This is a genomic window from Nocardioides malaquae (assembly GCF_015070385.1).
Taxonomy (GTDB): Bacteria; Actinomycetota; Actinomycetes; order Propionibacteriales; family Nocardioidaceae; genus Nocardioides; species Nocardioides malaquae.
In genome coordinates this window covers 16379-37878 of record NZ_JADCSA010000009.1, presented here as the reverse complement: position 1 = coordinate 37878, position 21500 = coordinate 16379, and the positions used below count along the sequence as shown (strand labels likewise).

The following is a 21500-nucleotide window of genomic DNA, read 5'->3' as shown; positions in this document are numbered from 1 at the left end:
GCAGGGTACGTCGACCCGCCCCCGCCGGTCAGGAGTCGGTGACAAGACCGCCCAGCCGCAGCGTCCCGAGGTCGCCGGGTGAGACGCCGAGGGAGAGCTCGGTGGTGGTGCACTCCCCGGCGAGCGGGTCGCACACGACCGCCTGCTGACCGTCGACGCTGAAGACGTGGCCGTCCGGCGTCCACCCGTACCCACCGACCGGAGACGCCGGCAGGTCCGTGCTGCGTCCGGAGGCGACGTCGATCACCCGCATGCCTCGGGTGTCGCGGATCTGGTCGTCCTCGGTGTGCATGAGGTAGGGGCCCATCATCAACGCCTCGCCGTCGGGGGAGAGGAGGCCCAGGGTGGACCTCTTCGCGGTGACGGGGACGTCGAGGACCACGTCGCCGGTGCGCGCGTCCTTCACCTCGAACCCCGTGGTCTCGTACCTCTTGTTGGTCGTCTCGAACACCTGACGGCCCCCCTTGACCGCGGGGTAGAGGCTGCCCGGCAGGGCGCTCTCCACCCGCTCGCCCGTGCGCCAGTCGAAGGCCGCCGTCTCCTCGTCCAGACCGACCCAGACCACGTCGCCGGAGAGCGAGACCGGGGGCGCGTCCCAGCCACCCCACGTGAAGTCACCGGAGACCGTCACGGTGGCGGTCAGCTCTCCGGAGCGCAGGTCGTGGACGACCACCTCCCACCCCTGGCCGGCCTTGCGGGCGTAGCTGAAGTAGGGCTGACCCGCGTCCGTCCCGACGGCCACGTCCCCGGGGGCGAGGTCGACCGCTCGGACGCTCCCGTCGGTGCCCACCAACGAGTAGCTGCTGGCCACGTCCATGGAGAGGTCCTTGCCGTGGCGCACCAGGACCCCGGCGGAGGTCAGGTGGAGCCCCCGGATGGCCGGCACGTCGAGCTCCACCGGATGGGTGTCCCGGGCGCCGAGGTAGACCGTGGTCCCGATCGCGAAGGCCCCGGTCTCGACGTAGGCGCGGGTCACCTCCCGGGTCTCGGCGGCGGAGAAGGCGGCGGGGGCGACCTCGGTGACTCGTACCCCCTCGGGCGCGCCGAGCTCGTCGGGCGACTGCGGGATCAGCACCGCGGCGGCGACCGCGGAAGCTGCCACGAGACCGACCGCGGGCGTCACGCGGCGCAGGGTGTTCCGACGGTGCTGGCGGCGCCCCGCCCGCAGGATGGCCGAGGTGTCGGGGACGGGCACGTCGACCTCGTCCGCAGCGCGCGTCAACAGGTCATGGGGTGTGGTGTTCATCGGGTTCTCCTGTCAGGAGCGGGAAGTGGGAGGCGCGGGTGGGGCGAACGGTCAGAGCGCACGGAGCGCACCCATCTCGTCGCTGCCGAGCAGGACCCCGAGTCGGCCCAGGGCCTCGGAGCACTGGCTCTTCACGGTGCCGGTCGTGACGCCGAGGATGCTGGCGGTCTCGGCGACGCTCAGGTCGTCGTAGTAGCGCAGGACCACGACCGCGCGTTGGCGCGGCGGAAGCTGCCGGAGCGCCGCGAGCACGGTCGGACGCACGCTCGGGTCGTCGTCGACGGCTCTGGTGGCCCGATGCTCGGGTGAGCTCTCGGGCAGCTCCTCGGTCGGCACCTCGTTGCGCCATCCACGCCGCCGCATCCAGGTGAAGGCCTCGTTGTGGAGCGTGCGTCGTGCGTAGCCCGGGGCAGAGTCCGTGCGTTCGATGCGGCCCCAGTTCGCGTACGTGCTCGCGAGCGCGCTCTGGACGAGGTCCTCGGCCAGGTGACGGTCACCGACCAGCATCACCGCGCTGCGGTAGAGCGCCGGCCACCGCGCATGCACGAAGTCGGCGAAGTCGTCGTCAGCGGGTGGCCCCGTGCGTGTGCGTCCCATCGAACCTCCCAGAAATGTGGTCACACCCTCTTGGATGCGGTGGCGACGGAATCGGTTGGGGCCGCCGGACGTATCGGGTGCAGGACGTCGAGAGCGATCCTCGTCCGTCCACGCGCCGGTGGGTAGGAGCTTCGTCGGTCCGTCCACCTAGAATCACGCCCGTACCGACAACCCTGAAGGACGGCTGCATGCCCGAGATCACCAGGGACGAGGTCGCCCACCTGGCGAACCTCGCCCGGATCGACCTGTCCGACGCCGAGCTCGACCACCTGGCTCCCCAGCTCAACGTGATCCTCGAGTCGGTCGCGTCGCTGAGCGAGGTCGTCAGCGCCGACGTGCCGCCGACGTCCCACCCGCTGCCGCTGACCAACGTCTTCCGCGACGACGTCGTCACCCCCGGCCTCACCGCCGAGCAGGCGCTCGCGGCGGCCCCGGCGAGCGAGCAGCAGCGATTCATGGTTCCGCGCATCCTGGGAGACGAGCAGTGACCGACTGGACCCGCAAGAGCGCCGACGAGCTGGCGCAGGCCCTGGCCGCCGGTGAGGTCACCAGCGTCGAGCTGACCCAGGCCCACCTCGACCGCATCGCCGCCGTCGACGGCCCGACCGACGGCAGCGACGAGGCCGGCATCCATGCCTTCCTCCACGTCGACGCCGAGGGCGCGCTCGCCCAGGCGAAGGCCTCCGACGAGCGCCGTGCCGCCGGCAACCCCGCCTCCTACCTCGACGGCGTACCGATCGCCGTCAAGGACGTGCTGGCCACCGAGGGCGTGCCCACCACCGTCGGCTCCAAGATCCTCGAGGGCTGGATCCCGCCCTACGACGCGACCGTCGTGCGCAAGCTGAAGGACGCCGGCCTGCCGATCCTCGGCAAGACCAACATGGACGAGTTCGCGATGGGCTCCTCCACCGAGCACTCCGCCTACGGCCCCACCCGCAACCCGTGGGACCGGACCCGCATCCCCGGCGGCTCCGGGGGTGGCTCCGCCGCCGCCGTCGCCGCCTTCGAGGCGCCGCTGGCCATCGGCACCGACACCGGTGGCTCGATCCGCCAGCCCGCGGCCGTCACCGGGTCGGTCGGCGTGAAGCCGACCTACGGCGGAGTCTCGCGCTACGGGCTCGTCGCGATGGCCAACTCGCTCGACCAGGTCGGCCCGGTCACCCGCACCGTGCTGGACTCCGCGCTGCTCCACGAGCTCATCGGCGGCCACGACCCCCTCGACTCCACCTCCATCGACAAGCCGGTCGGCGCGCTCGCCGACGCCGCCCGCGCCGGCGCCACCGGTGACCTGAGGGGCCTCAAGGTCGGCGTCATCACCGAGCTCCAGGGTGAGGGCTACCAGCCCGGCGTCCAGGCCCGCTTCGAGGAGTCGCTGGAGCTGCTGCGCTCCGCCGGCGCCGAGGTGGTCGAGGTCTCCTGCCCGAGCTTCGTGCACGCGCTGGCCACCTACTACCTGCTGATGCCGAGCGAGGCGTCCTCCAACCTCGCCAAGTTCGACGCGATGCGTTACGGCCTGCGGGTCACCCCCGAGGGCGACCCGAGCGCTGAAGACGTCATGCGCGCCAGTCGCGACGCCGGCTTCGGCGACGAGGTGAAGCGCCGCATCATCCTGGGCACGTACGCCCTCTCCAGCGGCTACTACGACGCCTACTACGGGCAGGCGCAGAAGGTGCGCACGCTCATCACGCAGGACTTCGCGGCCGCCTTCGAGCAGGTCGACGTGCTGGTCAGCCCGACCGCGCCGACCACCGCCTTCAAGCTGGGCGAGAAGCTCGACGACCCGATCGCGATGTACCTCAACGACCTCGCCACCATCCCGGCCAACCTGGCCGGCGTGCCCGGCATCTCCCTGCCCAACGGGCTGGCCGACGAGGACGGGCTGCCCTCGGGCTTCCAGGTGCTCGCGCCGATCGAGGGCGACGACCGGCTCTACCGCGTCGGCGCCGCCCTGGAGACCCTGCTGGAGAAGAACTGGGGCGGTCCGTTGCTCGACCGCGCCCCCGAGCTGGAAGGGGTGCAGGCATGAGCGCCACCACGAGCGAGAAGCTGATGGGTCTCGACGCCGCCCTCGACGCCTTCGACCCGGCGCTGGGCCTGGAGGTCCACGTCGAGCTCAACACGAACACGAAGATGTTCTGCGGCTGCCCGACCGAGTTCGGCGCCGAGCCCAACACCCAGGTCTGCCCGACCTGCCTGGGACTGCCCGGCGCCATGCCGGTCGTCAACGGCAAGGCCGTCGAGTCGGCCATCCGCATCGGCCTCGCGCTCAACTGCGAGATCGCCGAGTGGTGCCGCTTTGCCCGGAAGAACTACTTCTACCCGGACATGCCGAAGAACTTCCAGACCTCGCAGTACGACGAGCCCATCGCCTTCGAGGGCTTCATGGATGTCACCATCGAGGGCGACGACGGCGAGCCCGAGGTCTTCCGCGTGGAGATCGAGCGCGCCCACATGGAGGAGGACACCGGCAAGTCGCTGCACGTCGGCGGCTCCACCGGCCGCATCCACGGCGCCGACTACTCGCTGGTCGATTACAACCGCGCCGGCATCCCCCTGATCGAGATCGTCACCAAGCCCATCGTCGGCGCGGGCGCCAAGGCACCTGCTGTCGCCCGGGCGTACGTCGCGCAGCTGCGTGACCTGATCGTCGCTCTCGGCGTCTCCGACGCGCGCATGGACCAGGGCTCGATCCGCGCCGACGTCAACCTCTCGCTCGCGCCCAAGGGCACCGAGAAGCTCGGCACCCGCACCGAGACCAAGAACGTCAACTCGCTGCGCTCGGTCGAGCGGGCGGTGCGCTACGAGATCCAGCGGCACGCCGCGATCCTCTCCGGCGGCGGCTCGATCCTGCAGGAGACCCGCCACTGGCACGAGGACACCGGCGTGACCACCGCGGGCCGTCCGAAGTCCGACGCCGACGACTACCGCTACTTCCCCGAGCCGGACCTCGTGCCCGTCGCCCCCTCGCGCGAGTGGGTCGAGGAGCTGCGCGGCACCCTGCCGGAGAACCCGACCGTCAAGCGGGCCCGGCTGCAGAAGGAGTGGGGCTTCACCGACCTGGAGATGCGCGACACCATCGGCGCCGGCGCGTTCGGCCTGGTCGAGGAGACCGTCGCCGAGGGCTGCGCCCCGCAGGCCGCGCGCAAGTGGTGGCTCGGCGAGATGGCGCGTCGCTCCAACGAGAGCGGTGTGGAGATCTCCGAGCTCGGCATCACGCCCGCCCAGGTCGCGAAGATCCAGGCGCTGGTCGACGCGAAGACGATCAACGACAAGCTGGCCCGCCAGGTGATCGAGGGCGTCCTCGCCGGCGAGGGCACCCCGGAGGAGGTCGTGGAGAAGCGCGGCCTCGCCGTGGTCTCCGACGACGGTGCGCTCTCGGCCGCCGTCGACACGGCCATCGCGGCCAACCCCGGCGTGGCCGACAAGATCCGTGACGGCAAGGTCGCCGCTGCCGGCGCCCTCATCGGCGCGGTCATGAAGGAGATGAAGGGCCAGGCCGACGCCGCCCGTGTGCGCGAGCTGATCCTCGAGAAGCTCTCCTGACCCTCCCCGCCCGACCCTCAATTGCCGAGTTGATGCGGCGACACTCCGGTGTCGATCCCATCAACTCGGCAGTTGCCGTTGGGGAGGGTGGCCGCAGCTAGAGTCGTCGTGGCTCGGCGACCGCCGAGCCGCACCCACGCGCACCGTCGGGGGAAGCCGGTCCGAGTCCGGCGCTGACCCGCAACCGTAGGCACGGAGCACTCCGTGCGAGCCGGAACACCCGACGTGCAGCGTCCGAACATTCGCTGTCGAGGAACACGGCGGGTGCGCTCCCACAGGGCGGCGTCCCGCGAGCAGCGGGAAGGAACCCACATGAACCGTCGTCTGCATGCCGTCGCGGCCATCGCCGCCGGAGCCCTCCTCCTGGGAGGGTGCGGAAGTGACACCGACACCGGCAACGACGACCGCGGAACCAGGGGCGCCGACAACTCGGCTGCCGAGGCCGCCGCCGACTGGACGCTCGGCAACCTGACCGACGCCGGGCTGCTGGAGATCACGACCTCCTACGAGGGCAAGACCAACACCTTCGTCGACCACGGCAGCAGCGTCGACCTCGCGCTGGCGCTCAACGCCCTCGACCACGCCCCGGAGCGGGTCGAGGAGATCACCGACGCGCTGGCCGACGACCTGGCCACCTACGTGGGCACCGACGGCGAGGTCTACGCCGGGCCGTCGGCCAAGGCCCTCGCCCTGGTCGCCGAGCAGGGCCGCGACGCCCGTGACTTCGGTGGTGAGGACCTCCAGGCCCGCGTCGAGGGCACGGTCACCTCCCGCGGACCCGCTGCCGGCCGGATCAGCGACGCCTCGCAGTACGGCGACTACGCCAACACCCTCGGGCAGGCGTACGCGGCGGGTGCCCTGACCCGCGTCGGCAGCGAGAAGGCCGACGCCGCCACTGAGTTCCTGCTGGCCCAGCAGTGCGAGGAGGGCTTCTTTCGCCTCGACCTCTCCAAGCCGAAGGCCAAGGACCAGAGCTGCGACGGCGCCGACGTCGACGCCGAGCAGGCCCCCGACGTGACGGCGCTGGTGGTGCTCCAGCTGGCCCCGGTGGCCGACCAGCACGAGGGCGTCGGTGAGGCGCTCGACGCCGCAGGGGAGTGGCTGCTCGAGCAGCAGGCAGACGACGGCACCTTCTCCGACCCGCAGAACGGCACCAACGCCAACACCGTCGGCCTGGCCGGTTGGGCGCTTCGCGTGCTCGGGGAGGACGAGGCGGCGGACCGCGCCGCCGCCTGGCTCGCCGCCCGGCAGATCGGGGAGGAGGAGGAGGGCGAGCTCGCCGACGAGGTCGGCGCGATCGCCTACGACACCCTGGGTCTCGAGGACGGACGCCGCTACGGCATCACCGACCCGCTCGACCGCTCGCAGTGGGTGCTCGCCGCTGTGCAGGCGTTCCCGGCCCTCGCGCAGGCGTTGACCGTCACCGGACAGGGCTGAGCGTCTCCGGGCGGTGGGCGAGGCCACACCCGGACGTGATAGTGGGTTTCCGCGACGCGGGAGTAGAGTGCGGGCTGTCGCGGCAACCGCCGCCTCACCTCTACACGCCCGTCATAGGGAAAGCCGGTCCGAGTCCGGCGCTGACCCGCAACCGTAGGCACGGAGTGATCCGTGCGAGCCGGAATGCCCATGACGACGCGTACGAACACGAAGCGCTGTCGTGGAAAGCAGCGGGTTCGACTCCGTGCCGGAGTGGTCCCGCTCAGCAGCGGGAAGGAAGCACATGTTGCGCATCGCGCGCTCCGGCCGGCTCGTGGCCCTCGTGGCCAGCACGGCCCTCGTTCTCACCACCGTCCAGGGCCCGGCCCACGCGACCCCGGCCCAGGCGACACCCCCCGCAGACCCGGTTCCGGCCGAGCTCGCCTCCGGATGGTTGGTCGGCAACCTCAAGAACGGCTTGATCGAGACCGCTTCGGAGTGGGAGGGGGAGACCTTCTCCGGTCCGTCCTACGGCACCTCGGTCGACCTCGCGCTCGCCCTGGACGCCGTCGGCGGCCATGACGCGGCCGTTGCGGAGATCACTGACGCCGTCGCCGGTGGGGTCGAGACCTACACGGGTTCCGGCGGCGAGGTCTACTCGGGTTCCGCCGCCAAGGCGTTGGCACTGGCCGTCTCGCAGGGCCGTGACACCGCTTCCTTCGGCGGCATCGACCTCCTCGGCCGCGTCGAGGACCGGGTCATCACCACCGGTGCGTCGACCGGCCGCCTCGAGGACCTGTCGGCGTGGGGCGACTACGCCAACAGTATTGGCCAGGCCTTCGCCGCGGGCGCGCTCACGGCCGCGGGCAGCCCACTCGCCGACGAGGTCACCGACTTCCTGCTCGCCCAGCAGTGCGACGCAGGGTTCTTCCGCCTCTACTTCAACGCCGACAAGGACGCCGCAGCCCAGTCCTGCGACGCGGCCTCCCCGGCCGTGTCGCCGGAGCAGAGCGCGGACACGACGGCCCTGGTCGCCCTCCAGCTGGCCTCGCTCGCCGGTTCCGACCCGGCGGTGCGCTCCGCCCTCGACCGGGCAGCCACGTGGCTCGTCTCCCAGCAGCAGGCCGACGGCTCCTTCGGTGACCCCCAGAACGGCGCGAACTCCAACACCACCGGCCTCGGCGGCTGGGCGCTGGCCACGCTGGGTCGCGACGCCCAGGCGGCGAAGGCAGCGACGTGGTTGCGCGCTCTGCAGGTCGTCGACGCCTGCGCGCCCGGCCCGCTCAAGGGTGAGCAGGGCGCTGTCGCCTACGACGAGCAGGGATGGAACGACGGTGCCACCTACGGCATCTCCGACCCGCTCGACCGGTCGCAGTGGGTCATCGCCGACGTCCAGGCGCTGCCGGCCCTCGCGTACGCTCCCGCCTCCACGAGGGCTGAGGGCGCGAGCCTCCGCCTGCCGCGCTTCGCCAAGGCCGGCACGAAGGTCACCGTGACCGTTGACGGCATCGCCCCCGGCGAGCGAGCGTGCCTCACCGGACTCGGCGCGACCCGTCAGCTGATCGGCTCCGGCGACGTGCTCCGCGTGTCGGTGCCGGTGAAGGCAGGCACCTCGCGGCCCACACTGCTCACGGCCACGACCAAGGTCCAGCAGGCCGGTGGTCTCACCGTGCTGGGCAAGAAGAAGCTCAAGGTCCGCGTCGCGAAGAAGCAGGTCAAGCGCAACGCCCGGGTGAAGGTCACCGTCCGTGGTCTCGCAGCCGGCGAGAGGGTCACCGTCAAGGTGCGCGGCAAGAAGGTCGCCCAGGGCAAGGCCAACCGCAAGGGCGTCTTCGTGCGCAGGGTCAAGGTCGGCAAGGCGCGCGGTCTCGCCGCGGTCAAGGTCAGGGGCCAGTACGCCACCCGCACCGGCGTCGCGAAGGTGCGGGTGCGCTGAAGGTGTGCCCGACGCTTCGACGCCGACTCGCCCGGTCCGTCGCGGTGCTCCTCGTGGGCGCCGCGGCGGGCCTCGGCCTCGCCGTGGCCCCGCCCGCTCTTGCGGCGGTGTGCAGCGGTGACGCCGGCGTCACCGTGGTCGTCGACTTCGCCGAGCTCGGCGGCGGCCTGACTGCAGGGTGCGACTCCGACACCGAGGGGCAGCGGGCCCGCGCGATCCTCGACGACGCCGGATATCCGTTGACGATGGCCTCGAAGTCGCCGGGCTTCGTCTGCCGGGTCAGCGGGCTCCCGGCCGACGACCCGTGCGTCGAGGCCGCGCCGCCCGACCGTTACTGGAGCATCTGGTGGGCCGACGGTGAGGGTGGGGCCTGGGTCTACTCCTCCCGTGGCGTCGACTCCCTGCGGGTGCCCGACGGGGGATACCTGGCGATGGCCTGGCACGAGGGCAGTGGCAAGGCCGAACCGCCGGCCACCGTGCCCGTCGCCCGCAGTGCCACCCCACCGTCGGGCTCCTCACCGAAGCCCGAACCGACGCGGAAGTCGAAGCCCCGGCCGAAGCCGGCACCCGGCACGGGCCCGCCCGCTCCTGGGACGGGCGACACGACCGCGCCCGATCCGTCGGAGCCGGGTGCCTCCGCCACCGAGCCGGAAGGCGGCGAGACATCGCCCAGCGTGACCCCGGAGCCACGCTCGACCGAGGTCCCGACCCCGGGGGAGAGCGTCGAGGTCGACCCCGACCTGCCGGCCGCGGGTGAGATCACCCTCGGCCCCGACGACGCTGCTCCTGCGGCCGCGCAGACCCCCGACGGTCTGCCCGGCTGGGCCGTGCCCGTGGTCCTCGTCGTCCTGGCGGCGACCGGGGCCGTGGTCGTCCTCCGTCGCCGTCGACAGGCCTGAGGCAGACGTGTCATGACCGTCGCCGCGACCGCCGCCGAGCCCAGCCTCTCCACCCGCCGGGTGCGGTTCCCCCGTGAGCTGCACCCGGTGGCGTGGTGGGCGTGGGCCGCCGGCGTCGCGGCGGCGGCCTCGATGACCACCAACCCGTGGCTGCTGCTGCTCCTGGTGGCGGTGACCTGGCTGGTCGTCCTCGGTTGTCGCGGCGACGGCGCGTGGGCGCGCTCCTTCCGGCTCTACCTGTGGCTGGCGCTGATCACCGTCGTGGTCCGGGTCGTCTTCCGGATCCTGCTCGGGGGCAGCGACGTGGGCACCGTGCTGGTGCGGCTGCCCGCCGTCGAGCTGCCCGACTTCGCCGCCGGCATCCAGCTCCTGGGCCCCGTCACGCTCGAGCAGCTGCTCGCCGGGCTCTACGACGGACTGCAGCTCGCCTGCATCCTGCTGGCCTTCGGGGCGGCCAACGCCCTGGCCAACCCCAAACGACTGCTCAAGACCCTGCCACCGGCCCTCTACGAGATCGGCAGCGCCCTCGTGGTCGCGGTCTCGGTGCTGCCCCAGCTCGTCGACAGCGCCCGCCGCGTCAAGCACGCCCAGGAGCTGCGCGGCGGACACACCGGCCGCATCAAGGGCCTGCGACGGTTGCTGGTGCCGGTGCTCGAGGACGCCTTCGACCGCTCGCTGAGCCTCGCCGCCGGCATGGACGCCCGGGGCTACGGTCGCTCGGGCGACCTCGACCCGCGCGCCCGCCGCGTGACCGGCGCCTGGATGGTGGCGGCCCTGCTCGGCACCTGCGTGGGCGTCTACGGCTTCCTCGACCGCTCCACCCCGACCTGGCTGGGCCTGCCGATGCTGCTGGTGGGCGCCGCCTGCGCCGTCGGCGGGATGGCCAGCGCCGGGCGTCGGGTGCGCCGCACGCGCTACCGGGCCGACCGGTGGCAGCCGCCCGAGGTCGCCGTCGCGGCCGGCGGACTGGCGGCCGCACTGGGCCTGTGGTGGGTCGGCCGCGACCACTTGGTGGTCGCGCACCCCGGCGTGCTCGACGCGCCCACCGTCACCCTCACCGCCCTGGTGGCCCCCCTGCTCGCGCTGGTGCCGCTCGTCGCGGCGCCCCCCGCCCCGACCCGGGCCAACCGTCCGACCACCGTGGGAGGCACTCCGTGATCGCCCTGCACGACATCACGTTCGGCTACGAAGGTCGCCGGGTGCTCACCGGCGTCGACCTCGAGGTCGAGGAGGGCGAGTTCGTCCTGCTCGCGGGCCCCACCGGGTCGGGCAAGTCGACGCTGCTCGGCGTCGTCACGGGTCTGGTGCCCACCTACACCGGCGGCACCCTGCGCGGTGACGTCACCTGGGAGGGCGAGAGCATCCTCCACCAGCCCGCCCGCGAGCGCGCCGGACGCGTCGGCTTCGTCGGCCAGAACCCCGCCGCCTGGTTCGTCACCGACACCGTCGAGGAGGAGCTGGCCTACGCGATGGAGCAGCTCGGCCTGCCGCCGGCCACCATGCGTCGGCGCGTCGAGGACACCCTCGACCTGCTCGGCATCGCCGACCTGCGCCACCGCGACCTGCGCACCCTCTCCGGCGGCGAGCAGCAACGCGTCGCCATCGGGTCGGTGCTCACCATGCACCCGCGGCTGCTGGTGCTCGACGAACCCACCTCCGCGCTCGACCCGACCGCCGCCGAGGACGTGCTCGCCACACTCACCCGCCTCGTGCACGACCTGGGTGTCTCGGTGCTGGTCGCCGAGCACCGCATCGAGCGCGTGGTGCCCTTCGCCGACCGCATGGTGCTGCTGCGCGGCGACGGCAGCGTCGAGGTCGACGTGCCGCAGGTCGTGCTGGAGCGTTCACCGATCGCGCCACCGTTGGTCGACCTGGGCCGCGCCGCCGGCTGGAGCCCCCTGCCCCTGACGGTGCGCGAGGCGCGCCGCCGCGCGGCCTCGCTGCGTACGCCCCTGCGCGACGCCCTGACCCACGTCGCCACCACGCCTGTCGACGCCCAGGCCCCGGTGGGCGCCCCGGTGCTCGCCGCACGCCGGCTCCGGGTGGCGCACGGCCAGGTGCCCGTGCTCGACGGGGTCGACGTGGCGCTGCACCGGGGGCAGGTCACCGCGCTCATGGGCCGCAACGGCGCCGGCAAGTCGACCCTGCTGTGGGCGCTGCAGGGCCGGCTCGGGCGCAGCGCCGGCATCGTCGACCACGCCGGCCGCGATCCCCACGCGTTGCCCGCCGACGAACGGCGACGCCTGACCGGCATGGTGCCGCAGACCGCCGCCGACCTGCTCTACCTGGAGACCGTCGCCCAGGAGTGCGAGGCCGCCGACGCCGCGGCGGGGGAGCGCGGCACCTGCCGCGGGCTGCTCGACCGACTCGCCCCGGGCATCACCCCCGAGACCCACCCCCGCGACCTCTCCGAGGGCCAGAAGCTGGCGCTCGCGGTGGCCGTCGTGCTCACCACCCGCCCCGAGGTGCTGCTGCTCGACGAACCCACCCGCGGGCTCGACTACCCCGGCAAGGAGGCGCTCTCACGCATCCTGCGCGACCTCGCCGCCGAGGGACACGCGGTGATGGTGGCGACCCACGACGTCGAGTTCGTCGCGCTGACCTGCGACCGGGTCGTGGTGCTGGCCGACGGTGAGGTCGTCTCCGACGGCCCCACCCGCGAGGTGGTGGCGCAGTCGCCGTCGTTCGCGCCCCAGGTCACCAAGGTGCTCGGTGCGCCGTGGCTGAAGGTCTGCGAGGTCACCCGCGCCCTCGAGGCGGTGGGGGCGTGAGCGCCACGTCGACCTCGGAGTCGGTCACGGGGGCGGACGCCCGGCTGCGCATCGGGCCGCGCTCCGCACTGGTGCTCGTGCTGGTCTCGGTGGTCGGGCTGATGATGCTGGGCTGGCCGCTGCTGCTGGAGGTCGAGGGCGGCACCCGCGTCGACCCGCCCTTCCTCTTCATCGCCCTCATGCCGCTGCTGCTGGTGATGGTGCTGGCGGAGATGACCGAGGGCGGCATGGATGCCAGGATGCTCGCGATCCTGGGCCTGCTCTCGGCGATCAACGGAGTGTTGCGGGGGCTGGGGGCCGGGGTCGCCGGCATCGAGCTGATCTTCTTCCTCATGGTGCTGGCCGGTCGGGTCTTCGGGCCCGCCTTCGGGTTCGTGCTCGGCTGCACCTCCCTCTTCGTCTCCGCCCTCTTCACCGCTGGCGTGGGACCCTGGCTGCCCTTCCAGATGCTGGTCGCCGGCTGGGTCGGGATGGGCGCCGGGTTGCTGCCGCGCCGCCCTCGAGGGCGGCGCGAGATCGCGATGCTCGTGGTCTACGGGATGGTCGCGGCCTACGCCTACGGGGCGTTGATGAACCTGTGGGGCTGGCCCCTCGCCCTCGGCATCGAGGTGCCCGGCCGCGAGGCGACCGAGCTGTCCTACGTCGCCGGCGCACCGCTCGCGGAGAACCTCCGCCGCTTCGTGGTCTACACGCTCGTCACCTCGACCGGCGGGTGGGACACCGGGCGTGCGGTGACCAACGGGCTGGCGATCGCCGTCGTCGGTCCGGCCGTGCTGTCGACGCTGCGTCGCGCCGCGCGGCGGGCCACCGTGGTCCGGGTCCCGGCACCTACGCCCTGAGCCGCCCGGGAGACCGAGGTGCCTCACCAGGTCAGGCGCAGGATCCTGTCGTCGACCTGCGCGGGCTCACCGCGGCCGTCGTGGTTCGAGGTCGTCACCCACAGCTCGCCCTCGGGGGTGGCCACCACCGTGCGCATCCGGCCGTACTCCCCGACGAAGTGTGGCGTCGAGGTGGCCTTGCCGTCGTCGGCGATGCGCACCTCCCACAGTCGGGTGCCGCGCAGCGCGCCGAGCCACAGGCGACCGTCGGCCCAGGCCAGACCGGAGGGGGAGGCCTCGTCGGTCGACCAGACGGCCACGGGGTCGACGTAGTCGTCGGCGTCGGCGCCGGGGTTGTCGGCCGCGCGTCCCTCGACCTCGGGCCAGCCGTAGTTGCCGCCGGCCTCGATGCGGTTGAGCTCGTCGTAGCTGTTCTCGCCGAACTCGCTGGCCCACAGCTGGCCGTCGTCGTCCCAGGCGAGCCCCTGCACGTTGCGGTGGCCCGAGGAGTAGACGAGCGAGTCGCCGTCGGGGTTGCCAGGGGCGGGGGTGCCGTCGGGGCGCATGCGGAGGATCTTGCCGGCCAGCGACTCCTGGTCCTGGGCGAGCTCGGGCTGGCCGGCGTCACCGGTGGCGACGTAGAGGTGGCCGTCGGGACCGAAGGCGATCCGGCCGCCGTCGTGGTAGTCGTAGCGCGGGATGCCGGTCAGCACCGGCTCCCACTCCGAGAAGCCGCCACCCTCCCAGGTGGCGGAGACCACCCGGTTGTCCTCGGCGGTCGTGACGTAGACGAAGACTCGCGGGTCCTCACCCCCGTCGGGCTCGACGGCGATGCCGAGCAGGCCGCCCTCGACGCTGGGTCCTGAGCCCGGTCCGGTCGCCAGCACGCCGAGGTCACGCGTACGCCACCCCTCGCCGCGCGGGGTCAGGTGCAGCAGTCGCCACGAGTCCCGCTCGGTGGCCAGCGCCGAGCCGTCGTCGAGGAAGGCGAGGCCCCACGGCACCCGCAGGTTGCGGGCGACGGCTCCCGCGACCTCGGGGGGACCGCCGTCCTGGCCCGGGCGCGCCGAGGGGCCCGGGGTGGGCGACGCGCTCACGCTGGGCGACTCGCTCACGCTGGGCGAGGCCGACGGCTCCGGGGTGGGGGTGGTGCGCTGCTGCTCGGAGGAGCAGGCGGCGGCCAGCGCCGCGGTCGCGGCAAGGGCAACGATCGTCACTGGTCGCACTGGGGACCTCCCGGTCGCATCGGTCGCACCAGCGTAGCGAGCGGACGGAGGAGGCGAGGGCCGCAAATCGCCCCGGCCGGTCCACCACGTCATTGTGGAGGGCGGCCGGGGCGGCCCTTGCGGGAGCCCTGCGGAGGACACTAGGAACCCGTCGAGACGTCCGTGTCACGCTTGTGTGACATCTGTGTGAACGCGCCCGGGGCCTGGCGTGAGGGCGCCGCGACGCCCGCTGAGAGCCCCACGAAAACCTCTTGGCGCGGCCGTGGCACGGGCGTACGGTGAAGAACCGGTGCCTGCTCGGGGCGCCGGTCTGGGGGAGTGCGATGGGAGTCGCAGCAGGAAGCGGCGAGGTGGCCATCGAGGCCGTCGACCTCGTGAAGCGGTTCGGGGAGACGGTCGCCGTCGACGGCGTCAGCTTCTCCGTGCCACGCGGCACGGTGATGGGGCTGCTCGGCCCCAACGGGGCCGGCAAGACCACGACCGTGCGGATGATGACGACGCTCACGCGTCCCACCAGCGGCATCGCGCGGGTGGCGGGCTACGACGTGCGTACCGACCCCGACGGCGTACGCCGCTCCATGGGCCTGACCGGGCAGAGCGCGACCGTCGACGAGCTGCTCACCGGTGTGGAGAACATCGAGCTGGTCGGACGCCTCTACGGGTTGAGCTCGGCGACGGTGCGGCGCATCGCCGGCGACCTGCTGGAACGGTTCTCGCTGACGGACGCGGGCCGGCGGGTGGTGAAGACCTACTCCGGCGGCATGCGGCGCCGTCTCGACCTCGCCGTCAGCCTGGTGGCCACGCCGCCGGTGCTCTTCCTCGATGAGCCGACCACGGGGCTCGACCCGCGCAGTCGCGTGGAGCTGTGGGACGTGCTGCGAGGGCTGGTCACCGACGGCACCACCCTGCTGCTCACCACCCAGTACCTCGAGGAAGCCGACCAGCTGGCCGACGACATCGTCGTCATCGACCGCGGCACCGTCATCGCCCAGGGCACGCCCCTGCAGCTCAAGGACGCCTCGGGCCGGGCCGCGCTCGTGGTCACCGTCTCGCGCGCCGAGGACCTCGGGCGGGCCGAGCAGCTCCTGCGCACGGTGAGCTCCGAGGTGCACGTGGAGACGCCCGCACGCCGACTCACCGCGCCAGCCCAAGGTTTGGGCGACGTCACCGCGGCCGCCGCTGCCTTCGCCGACAGCGGCATCGACCTCGACGACCTCGGGCTGCAGCGTCCCAGCCTCGACGACGTCTTCCTGCACCTGACCGGACGCCGTGCCGAGGACGACCTGCCGGTCGAGGACGAGGAGGTGTCGGCATGAGCGCGATCGAACGACCGCAGATCCGGCCCACCTCGCTGGCGCGCCAGTCGTGGGCGATCACCCGCCGCAACCTGATCCACATCCGCCGGATGCCCGAGATGCTGCTCGACGTCACGCTCCAGCCGGTGATGTTCGTGCTGCTCTTCGCCTACGTCTTCGGGGGCGCGATCGCGGTGCAGGGCGCCGCCGACGGCTACCGCGAGTGGCTGCTCGGCGGGATCATGGCGCAGACGATGGCGTTCGCCTCCTTCATCGTCGCCGTCGGCCTCACTGCCGACATCGACAAGGGCATCGTCGACCGCATGCGCTCACTGCCGATCCACCTGGCCTCCGTGCTCGTGGGGCGCAGCCTCTCGAGCCTGGTGCACTCATCCCTCGGCATCGTGGTCATGAGCATCACCGGGCTGGTGGTGGGCTGGCGGATCCGCGGTTCGTTCCTCGAGGCCGTGGCTGCCTACGGACTGCTCGTGCTGTGGGCCTTCGCGATGATCTGGCTCGGCATCCTGGTGGGTTCGACGATGCGGTCGGTGGAGTCGGTCAACGGCGTCATGTTCACGGTGATGTTCCCCATCACCTTCCTCTCCAACGCCTTCGCGCCGACCGAGCGGATGCCGGAGGCGCTGCGGGTGGTGGCCGAGTGGAACCCGATCTCGTCGTTGGTGCAGGCCGTCCGAGAGCTGTGGGGCAACACGACCCCCGTGGCCCCCGACGCCGCGCTGCCGTTGCAGCACCCCGTGCTCTCGACGGTGATCTGGACCGTCGCCCTGACCGTCGTGCTCGCGCCGCTGGCCCTCGCGGCCTTCCGGCGGCGTACGACCGAATGAGGCGGCGCCTGCTGCGGGTTGCGGTGGATGCACGTCACCTGATGACGCGGATGCACCGCAACCCCGGCCGGTGGGGGACGGGAATGAATCGGATGGTTGATTGTTGAACCAATCATGAAGAAGATCGGGTTCCTGAACTTCGGGCACTGGACGGACTCCCCGCACTCCCACGTGCGGTCGGCCTCCGACACGTTGCTGCAGTCCATCGACCTCGCGGTCGCCACCGAGGAGCTCGGGGGTGACGGCGCCTACTTCCGGGTGCACCACTTCGCGCGCCAGCTCGCCTCGCCGTTCCCGCTGCTCGCCGCCGTGGGCGCGAAGACCGAGCGGATCGAGATCGGCACCGGCGTGATCGACATGCGCTACGAGAACCCCATGTACATGGCGGAGGACGCCGGCGCGGCGGACCTCATCTCGGGTGGGCGACTGCAGCTCGGCATCAGCCGGGGATCACCGGAGCAGGTCATCGACGGCTGGCGCTACTTCGGGTACGCCCCCGCCGAGGGCGAGGACCAGGCCGACATGGCGCGGCGCCACACCCAGGTGCTCCTGGAGGTGCTGAAGGGGGAGGGCTTCGCCCAGCCCAACCCGCGGCCGATGTTCCCCAACCCGCCCGGCCTGCTGCGCCTCGAGCCGCACTCCGAGGGGCTGCGCGAGCGGATCTGGTGGGGCGCGGCCTCGGAGGCCACGGCACGGTGGGCCGCCCAGCAGGGCATGAACCTGATGAGCTCGACCCTGGTCGCCGACGAGTCGGGCGAGCCCTTCCACGTGCAGCAGCGCAAGCAGATCGAGGCGTTCCACGAGGAGTGGGCCAAGGCCGGCCACGACTGGCAGCCGCGGGTCTCGGTCAGCCGCTCGATCATGCCGATCACCACGGAGAAGGACCGCGCCTACTTCGGCCACGACGGCAACAGCCGCGACCAGGTCGGCCAGATCGAGCCGCAGCTGCGCGCCGTCTTCGGGCGGTCGTACGCCGCGGAGCCCGACGTGCTGGTCGACCAGCTCGCCGGCGACGAGGCGATCGCCCTCGCCGACACGCTGCTGCTGACGGTGCCCAACCAGCTGGGGGTGGACTACAACGCCCACCTGCTCGAGTCGCTGCTCACCCAGGTGGCTCCGGGCCTCGGCTGGCGTTGACGTCCGAGGTTGGTCCGCCCCCACGCGCAGCGCGGAGGCGGACTAATCTGGGCCCATGAACGACGCTCCCGACATCAAGCCCCGCTCCCGCGACGTCACCGACGGTCTGGAGAAGGCCGCGGCCCGCGGCATGCTCCGCGCTGTCGGGATGCAGGACGACGACTTCGCCAAGCCGCAGATCGGTGTGGCGTCGTCGTGGAACGAGATCACCCCCTGCAACCTCTCGCTCGACCGGCTGGCCAAGGCCGTCAAGAACGGCGTGCACGCCGCCGGCGGGTTCCCCCTCGAGTTCGGCACCATCTCCGTCTCCGACGGCATCTCGATGGGCCACGACGGCATGCACTACTCGCTGGTGAGCCGCGAGGTCATCGCCGACTCCGTCGAGGTCGTCATGAGTGCCGAGCGCCTCGACGGCTCCGTGCTGCTGGCCGGTTGCGACAAGTCGCTGCCCGGCATGCTGATGGCCGCCGCCCGCCTCGACCTCTCCAGCGTCTTCCTCTACGCCGGCTCGACGATGCCCGGCAACGTCGACGGCAAGGACGTCACCATCATCGACGCCTTCGAGGCCGTCGGTGCCTGCCTGGCCGGCAAGATCACCGAGGACGAGGTCAAGCGCGTCGAGAAGGCGATCTGCCCCGGCGAGGGCGCCTGCGGTGGCATGTACACCGCCAACACGATGGCCTCCATCGGCGAGGCCCTCGGCATGAGCCTGCCCGGTTCCGCCGCCCCGCCGGCCGTCGACCGTCGCCGTGACGGCTTCGCGCACCGCTCCGGCGAGGCTGTGGTCAACCTGCTCAAGCACGGCATCACCGCCCGCCAGATCATGACGCGCGAGGCCTTCGAGAACGCCATCGCGATCACGATGGCGCTCGGTGGCTCCACCAATGCGGTGCTCCACCTGCTGGCGATCGCCCGCGAGGCCGACGTCGACCTCGAGCTGGCCGACTTCAACCGCATCGGCGACAAGGTGCCGCACCTGGCCGACATGAAGCCCTTCGGCAAGTACGTGATGACCGACGTCGACAAGATCGGCGGCATCCCGGTGGTCATGAAGGCGCTGCTCGACGCCGGGCTCATGCACGGCGACGTGCTGACCGTCACCGGCAAGACCCTCGCCGAGAACCTCGAGGCGCTGGCGCCCAAGAGCGTCGACGGCAGCGTCATCCACTCCGTGGCCCAGCCGATCCACGCCAAGGGCGGCATCACGATCCTCGAGGGCACGCTCGCCCCCGAGGGTGCCGTCATCAAGTCGGCCGGCTTCGACGCCGAGGTCGTCACCGCCACCGCGCGGGTCTTCGACCGCGAGCGCGCCGCGCTGGACGCCTTGGCCGAGGGCAAGATCGTCAAGGGCGACGCGGTGATCATTCGCTACGAGGGTCCCGCAGGTGGCCCCGGCATGCGCGAGATGCTCGCCATCACCGGCGCCATCAAGGGCGCCGGGCTGGGCAAGGACACCCTGCTCATCACCGACGGTCGCTTCTCCGGTGGCACCACTGGTCCGTGCATCGGCCACGTCGCCCCGGAGGCGTCGCACGGGGGACCGATCGCCTTCGTGCAGGACGGTGACCAGGTCACCCTCGACATCCCGAACCGCACGCTCGAGCTGCACGTCGACGCCGACGAGCTGGAGCGCCGCAAGCAGGGCTGGGTGGCGCAGCCGCCCAAGTTCACCCACGGGGTGCTCGGCAAGTACTCCAAGCTCGTGCAGTCGGCGAGCAAGGGTGCCGTCACCAGCTGACGGACAGCCGCACGGCGTCAGGAGCCGGTCCCGGAGCTTCCCGGGGCCGGCTCCTTCGGCGTGGCGTTGCGCCGCGCCATCTCTGCGCGGAGGCGCCTGACCTCCCTGCGGGAGAACAGCCACGCGACGGCGAGGACCACGGCGAGCTGGGTGGCGTCCCACAGCCAGTCCGGGCCGGGGATGCTGGGCAGCGAGATGTCCGGCAGGTCAGGCCAGGGGATCGACGGCAGCGGCAGCGTCGGGAGGTCCGGCACGTCGACGCTCGGCACCTCGACCTCGAGGCTGGGAACCAGGTGCTCGAGCAGCGGCAGGATCACGGCCGTCAGCAGCAGCACCCCGACCAGGCCACGGCCAGCGGTGAGGAGCTCGGCCCACATGAAGAGGACCGGGTGGTCGACGATCCACTGCTGCCGTCGGGCGCCGCGCGTGCCCGGGTCGGGGACGAGGTCGTGCGTGCCGTCGTTGAAGGAGAGGAGGAGGGAGATCATTCCCTCGGTCAGATCCTCACCGTCGGAGTCCCGCTCGCCAGTCCCGTCGTCGGAGTCGTCGAGCTCCCTGCTGGGAGGCCGCAGCACCACCCGTCGGGTCGCCTTGAGGAACGTGGGGGCCTTCACGCCGACGGCGCCCAGCGCCGGTTCGTGGCCCTCATCGGGGCAGAGCACGAGCGTGGAGTCGACGTCCTCGGCGCGGGAGACGAGCTCTCCGTCGACGCGCCACTCGACGACGACGTTGACCAGGCGACGACGGACGTGGACCTCGTGGAGCCGACCGTCGTGGCGGATCGACCAGCGTTCTCCGTCCATGGCGTGCATGCTCCCACGCACGCGTCGTCGATGCGGTCGGCGTCCGCGCGGCTGACTACCCTGTCCGCCATGGGGGGCAAGCGGATGGTCGCGTCGGTGCTGGCGATCGTGATGGCACTCGTGGCGTTGGTGGCCTTCGCGACGGTGGACGACCGGGGGAGCGACGTCCCGGCCGCAGGCCCTGAACGGACGCTGGCCGCCCCGGCGCCGGACGACCAGGACGCCTCGCCGGTGGCCAGCACCCCGACCGCGACACCTCGTCCCACCAGGACGAAGGCCACGCCAGCCAGCCTGCCCGGGGGTGGTCGCAAGGTCTTCGGCCGCAACCGGTTCCTGGTGGCCTACTACGGCACTCCGGGCACCGGGGTCCTCGGCGTGCTGGGGGAGCAACCTCCGAAGCGTATGCACCGCGACCTCGTGCGAGCCGGCCGCCCGTTCGTACGCCCCGGCGAACGGCTGCTGCCCGTCTACGAGCTGATCGTCACCGTCGCCGACCCGTTCCCGGGCAAGGGCGGAGACTTCAACCACGACGTGGCCCGCCGCGACGTACGCCGCTACGTCGAGGCCGCCGAGCGGCGTGGCGCGCTGGTGGTGCTCGACCTCCAGCCGGGTCGCGACGACTTCCTCACCGTCGCGAAGCGGTGGCGGTGGGCGCTGGAGCAGCCGCACGTCGGACTCGCGCTCGACCCCGAGTGGCGGATGGGCCGCCACCAAGTGCCGGGGCGGGTCATCGGCTCCGTGCGGGCGCGGGAGGTGCACCGGGTCTCGGCCTGGCTCGACCGGCTCACCGCCCGACACGACCTGCCCGAGAAGGTCTTCATGCTCCACCAGTTCAGGTCGAGCATGATCGTGCGCCCCGAGCGGCTCGTCGACCGGCCGCACCTGGCCGAGGTGCTCCACGTCGACGGGTTCGGCACGCCCGGCCAGAAGCTCGACACCTACGGTGTGCTCGCCCGTCCGCGCCAGCTGCGGATGGGGTTCAAGCTCTTCATCGACGAGGACACCCCGATGATGCGGGCCCGCGCCGTGCGCCGGATCCGGCCCGCGGTGCGCTTCGTCAGCTTCCAGTGACCAAGACGACGTGTTCACCATGCAAGACGACGTGGCAGACTGTGTTGACGTCGGGTGCCCACAGCGGCGACCGTAGGGCCCATGCGCATGGACCTTCTCGTACGCACGCGACGCGTGAGCTGAAGTTCTCTTCAGACGCACGCGTCACCCCTCGTCGCC

The 21500-nt window shown here is 72.1% G+C and carries 18 protein-coding genes and 1 riboswitch; of the genes, 14 read left to right on the top strand and 4 right to left on the bottom strand.

The genetic code is table 11. From position 1 onward, the window contains the following. Positions 1 to 28 precede the first annotated feature (28 nt). Positions 29 to 1246: a hypothetical protein gene (locus IEQ44_RS10450; RefSeq protein ID WP_193638411.1), complete on the bottom strand. Its 1218-nt coding sequence runs from the start codon at positions 1244 to 1246 to the stop codon at positions 29 to 31. 51 nt (positions 1247 to 1297) lie between these two features. Further along, complete coding sequence (locus IEQ44_RS10445; RefSeq protein WP_193638410.1) at positions 1298 to 1843, bottom strand: SigE family RNA polymerase sigma factor; 546 nt, start codon at positions 1841 to 1843, stop codon at positions 1298 to 1300. A 188-nt stretch (positions 1844 to 2031) separates the two neighbouring features. On the opposite strand from IEQ44_RS10445, the gene gatC reads away from it, so the two are divergent. The 9 genes from gatC to IEQ44_RS10400 all read left to right on the top strand — a co-directional run bounded on the left by gatC (position 2032) and on the right by IEQ44_RS10400 (position 13247). Next, a complete protein-coding gene (gatC, locus tag IEQ44_RS10440; protein ID WP_193638409.1) occupies positions 2032 to 2331 on the top strand; it encodes an Asp-tRNA(Asn)/Glu-tRNA(Gln) amidotransferase subunit GatC in 300 nt (99 codons plus the stop codon). Continuing rightward, positions 2328 to 3869: an Asp-tRNA(Asn)/Glu-tRNA(Gln) amidotransferase subunit GatA gene (gatA, locus tag IEQ44_RS10435; RefSeq protein ID WP_193638408.1), complete on the top strand. Its 1542-nt coding sequence runs from the start codon at positions 2328 to 2330 to the stop codon at positions 3867 to 3869. Before gatC ends, gatA begins: the two co-directional genes overlap by 4 nt. Beyond that, positions 3866 to 5386: an Asp-tRNA(Asn)/Glu-tRNA(Gln) amidotransferase subunit GatB gene (gene gatB, locus IEQ44_RS10430; protein ID WP_193638407.1), complete on the top strand. Its 1521-nt coding sequence runs from the start codon at positions 3866 to 3868 to the stop codon at positions 5384 to 5386. The genes gatA and gatB overlap by 4 nt, the downstream gene beginning before the upstream one ends. A 149-nt stretch (positions 5387 to 5535) precedes the next feature. Next, positions 5536 to 5608, top strand: a riboswitch (cobalamin riboswitch). Between the two features lie 90 nt (positions 5609 to 5698). Beyond that, positions 5699 to 6823, top strand: a complete 1125-nt coding sequence (locus IEQ44_RS10425) for a hypothetical protein (protein ID WP_193638406.1) — start codon at positions 5699 to 5701, stop codon at positions 6821 to 6823. 283 nt (positions 6824 to 7106) lie between these two features. Then, positions 7107 to 8738 carry a prenyltransferase/squalene oxidase repeat-containing protein gene (locus IEQ44_RS10420; protein ID WP_193638405.1) on the top strand — a complete coding sequence of 544 codons (1632 nt, stop codon included), beginning with the start codon at positions 7107 to 7109 and terminating at the stop codon, positions 8736 to 8738. 2 nt (positions 8739 to 8740) lie between these two features. After that, positions 8741 to 9637, top strand: coding sequence for a hypothetical protein (locus tag IEQ44_RS10415; protein ID WP_193638404.1), 897 nt, complete (start codon positions 8741 to 8743; stop codon positions 9635 to 9637). A gap of 12 nt (positions 9638 to 9649) precedes the next feature. Beyond that, positions 9650 to 10795: an energy-coupling factor transporter transmembrane component T gene (locus IEQ44_RS10410; RefSeq protein ID WP_193638403.1), complete on the top strand. Its 1146-nt coding sequence runs from the start codon at positions 9650 to 9652 to the stop codon at positions 10793 to 10795. Then, positions 10792 to 12408 carry an ABC transporter ATP-binding protein gene (locus tag IEQ44_RS10405; protein WP_193638402.1) on the top strand — a complete coding sequence of 539 codons (1617 nt, stop codon included), beginning with the start codon at positions 10792 to 10794 and terminating at the stop codon, positions 12406 to 12408. Before IEQ44_RS10410 ends, IEQ44_RS10405 begins: the two co-directional genes overlap by 4 nt. Then, positions 12405 to 13247: an ECF transporter S component gene (locus IEQ44_RS10400; protein WP_319804613.1), complete on the top strand. Its 843-nt coding sequence runs from the start codon at positions 12405 to 12407 to the stop codon at positions 13245 to 13247. The genes IEQ44_RS10405 and IEQ44_RS10400 overlap by 4 nt, the downstream gene beginning before the upstream one ends. A 23-nt stretch (positions 13248 to 13270) precedes the next feature. On the opposite strand, the gene IEQ44_RS10395 is transcribed toward IEQ44_RS10400, so the two are convergent. Beyond that, entirely contained in the window at positions 13271 to 14443 is a 1173-nt protein-coding gene (locus IEQ44_RS10395; protein WP_319804612.1) for a PQQ-dependent sugar dehydrogenase, read from the bottom strand. 260 nt (positions 14444 to 14703) lie between these two features. Here IEQ44_RS10395 and IEQ44_RS10390 point away from each other — a divergent pair, with 260 nt between their 5' ends. The 4 genes from IEQ44_RS10390 to ilvD all read left to right on the top strand — a co-directional run bounded on the left by IEQ44_RS10390 (position 14704) and on the right by ilvD (position 19467). Further along, complete coding sequence (locus tag IEQ44_RS10390; RefSeq protein WP_227487283.1) at positions 14704 to 15768, top strand: ATP-binding cassette domain-containing protein; 1065 nt, start codon at positions 14704 to 14706, stop codon at positions 15766 to 15768. After that, positions 15765 to 16592 (top strand): ABC transporter permease, encoded by an 828-nt coding sequence (locus IEQ44_RS10385; protein WP_193638400.1) that lies wholly within the window; start codon positions 15765 to 15767, stop codon positions 16590 to 16592. The genes IEQ44_RS10390 and IEQ44_RS10385 overlap by 4 nt, the downstream gene beginning before the upstream one ends. A 114-nt stretch (positions 16593 to 16706) precedes the next feature. Further along, the gene (locus IEQ44_RS10380) at positions 16707 to 17729 is read left to right on the top strand and encodes an LLM class flavin-dependent oxidoreductase (protein ID WP_193638399.1); all 1023 of its coding nucleotides are present in this window, start codon (positions 16707 to 16709) and stop codon (positions 17727 to 17729) included. 55 nt (positions 17730 to 17784) lie between these two features. After that, positions 17785 to 19467, top strand: a complete 1683-nt coding sequence (gene ilvD, locus IEQ44_RS10375) for a dihydroxy-acid dehydratase (protein WP_193638398.1) — start codon at positions 17785 to 17787, stop codon at positions 19465 to 19467. A gap of 17 nt (positions 19468 to 19484) precedes the next feature. On the opposite strand, the gene IEQ44_RS10370 is transcribed toward ilvD, so the two are convergent. After that, the gene (locus tag IEQ44_RS10370; protein WP_193638397.1) at positions 19485 to 20270 is read right to left on the bottom strand and encodes a hypothetical protein; all 786 of its coding nucleotides are present in this window, start codon (positions 20268 to 20270) and stop codon (positions 19485 to 19487) included. Between the two features lie 69 nt (positions 20271 to 20339). On the opposite strand from IEQ44_RS10370, the gene IEQ44_RS10365 reads away from it, so the two are divergent. Continuing rightward, positions 20340 to 21341 (top strand): hypothetical protein, encoded by a 1002-nt coding sequence (locus tag IEQ44_RS10365; protein WP_227487282.1) that lies wholly within the window; start codon positions 20340 to 20342, stop codon positions 21339 to 21341. Positions 21342 to 21500: the final 159 nt, after the last annotated feature.

Coding starts and splice junctions, on each gene's coding strand:
- IEQ44_RS10450 (WP_193638411.1), bottom strand. CDS start 1,246: ATGAACACCACACCCCATGACCTGTTGACGCGCGCTGCGGACGAGGTC.
- IEQ44_RS10445 (WP_193638410.1), bottom strand. CDS start 1,843: ATGGGACGCACACGCACGGGGCCACCCGCTGACGACGACTTCGCCGAC.
- gatC (WP_193638409.1), top strand. CDS start 2,032: ATGCCCGAGATCACCAGGGACGAGGTCGCCCACCTGGCGAACCTCGCC.
- gatB (WP_193638407.1), top strand. CDS start 3,866: ATGAGCGCCACCACGAGCGAGAAGCTGATGGGTCTCGACGCCGCCCTC.
- IEQ44_RS10425 (WP_193638406.1), top strand. CDS start 5,699: ATGAACCGTCGTCTGCATGCCGTCGCGGCCATCGCCGCCGGAGCCCTC.
- IEQ44_RS10420 (WP_193638405.1), top strand. CDS start 7,107: ATGTTGCGCATCGCGCGCTCCGGCCGGCTCGTGGCCCTCGTGGCCAGC.
- IEQ44_RS10410 (WP_193638403.1), top strand. CDS start 9,650: ATGACCGTCGCCGCGACCGCCGCCGAGCCCAGCCTCTCCACCCGCCGG.
- IEQ44_RS10385 (WP_193638400.1), top strand. CDS start 15,765: ATGAGCGCGATCGAACGACCGCAGATCCGGCCCACCTCGCTGGCGCGC.
- IEQ44_RS10380 (WP_193638399.1), top strand. CDS start 16,707: ATGAAGAAGATCGGGTTCCTGAACTTCGGGCACTGGACGGACTCCCCG.
- ilvD (WP_193638398.1), top strand. CDS start 17,785: ATGAACGACGCTCCCGACATCAAGCCCCGCTCCCGCGACGTCACCGAC.
- IEQ44_RS10370 (WP_193638397.1), bottom strand. CDS start 20,270: ATGGACGGAGAACGCTGGTCGATCCGCCACGACGGTCGGCTCCACGAG.
- IEQ44_RS10365 (WP_227487282.1), top strand. CDS start 20,340: ATGGGGGGCAAGCGGATGGTCGCGTCGGTGCTGGCGATCGTGATGGCA.